This window comes from Oleiphilus sp. HI0125, from assembly GCF_001635355.1.
Map to the genome: position 1 here is coordinate 1 of NZ_LWGF01000065.1, position 1,129 is coordinate 1,129.

General features: G+C 45.5%; 1 protein-coding gene and 1 pseudogene. Both read left to right on the forward strand.

What is annotated here, in order from left to right; genetic code table 11:
- A pseudogene (gene thrH, locus A3762_RS01085) lies at nt 1–264 on the forward strand (bifunctional phosphoserine phosphatase/homoserine phosphotransferase ThrH); the annotation flags it as partial.
- 19 nt (nt 265–283) lie between these two features.
- Entirely contained in the window at nt 284–1,126 is an 843-nt protein-coding gene (gene rluB, locus A3762_RS01090) for a 23S rRNA pseudouridine(2605) synthase RluB (RefSeq protein WP_068753707.1), read from the forward strand.
- Nucleotides 1,127–1,129: the final 3 nt, after the last annotated feature.

The window sequence follows — 1,129 nt, forward strand, 5'->3', positions numbered from 1 at the left end:
GAAGAAGGTAAGATTACGGATTACCTATTGCGTCAGAAAGATCCTAAGCGTCAGTCCGTTCGCGCATTTCAGTTATTAAATTATCGTGTGATTGCTGCGGGTGACTCCTATAATGATACGACAATGCTCAAGCAGGCTGAGGCCGGTATTTTATTTAAGTCTCCTCAAAACGTAATTGATGAGTTTCCTCAATTCCCTGCTGTGCACACTTATGAGGATTTAAAGGCTGAGATTTTGAAAGCTAGCCTTACACAGTCTTCTTAATTTTAATTGGGAGTATTGAATGTCTGAGCCTTCAGGCGAACGAATTCAGAAAGTCCTTGCGCAAGCAGGTTTGGGGTCACGTCGTGAAATCGAACGATGGATTGCGCAGGGTAGAGTGAGCGTTAATGGTGAGACGGTGACTTTGGGTGCTCGTCTTATCCCTTCTGATGCCGTCAGAGTAGATGGTAAGCCAGTTAAGCTTAATGTTGAGACTGCAGCTGATCAGCGGGTGATTGTTTATAGCAAGCCTGAGGGTGTTATATGCTCACGTTCTGATCCCGAGGGGCGTCCGACTGTTTTTCAGAATTTACCACGCTTGAGAAATCAGCGATGGATTTCCGTTGGTCGTCTTGATATCAACACGAGCGGCTTGCTTATCCTTACTACTGACGGTGAGCTTGCAAACAGGCTCATGCATCCATCTTATGGTGTTGATCGTGAATACGCAGTACGGATTCATGGGCAGGTCGATGATGAGATGATCGCTCGTCTTAAAGAAGGTGTACTGCTTGAAGATGGTATTGCGAGATTTACGGATATACAGTCAGCAGGCGGAGACTCAACAAATCAGTGGTTTCATGTCGCGCTGATGGAAGGTCGTAATCGCGAAGTTAGGCGCCTTTGGGAATCTCAGGGTGTTCAGGTTAGTCGTTTGAAGCGTGTTCGTTATGGCTGTATTTTCTTGCCTAGCCGATTGAAAGTTGGTGCTTGGGAAGAGTTAAACAACAAGGAAATTAACGACCTTCGTTCTCTTGTCAATCTGCCTTCTATTCGTGTTAAAGCGAAAGATCCAAAGGTGCGTCAAGATGATCAGCGTCGTCAACGACGAGCGTTTAATTCTAAATCACCTCGTCGTTGTTAAGCA

Excerpts from the sequence above, each read along its gene's own strand:
- rluB (WP_068753707.1), top strand. The coding sequence starts at position 284 with ATGTCTGAGCCTTCAGGCGAACGAATTCAGAAAGTCCTTGCGCAAGCA.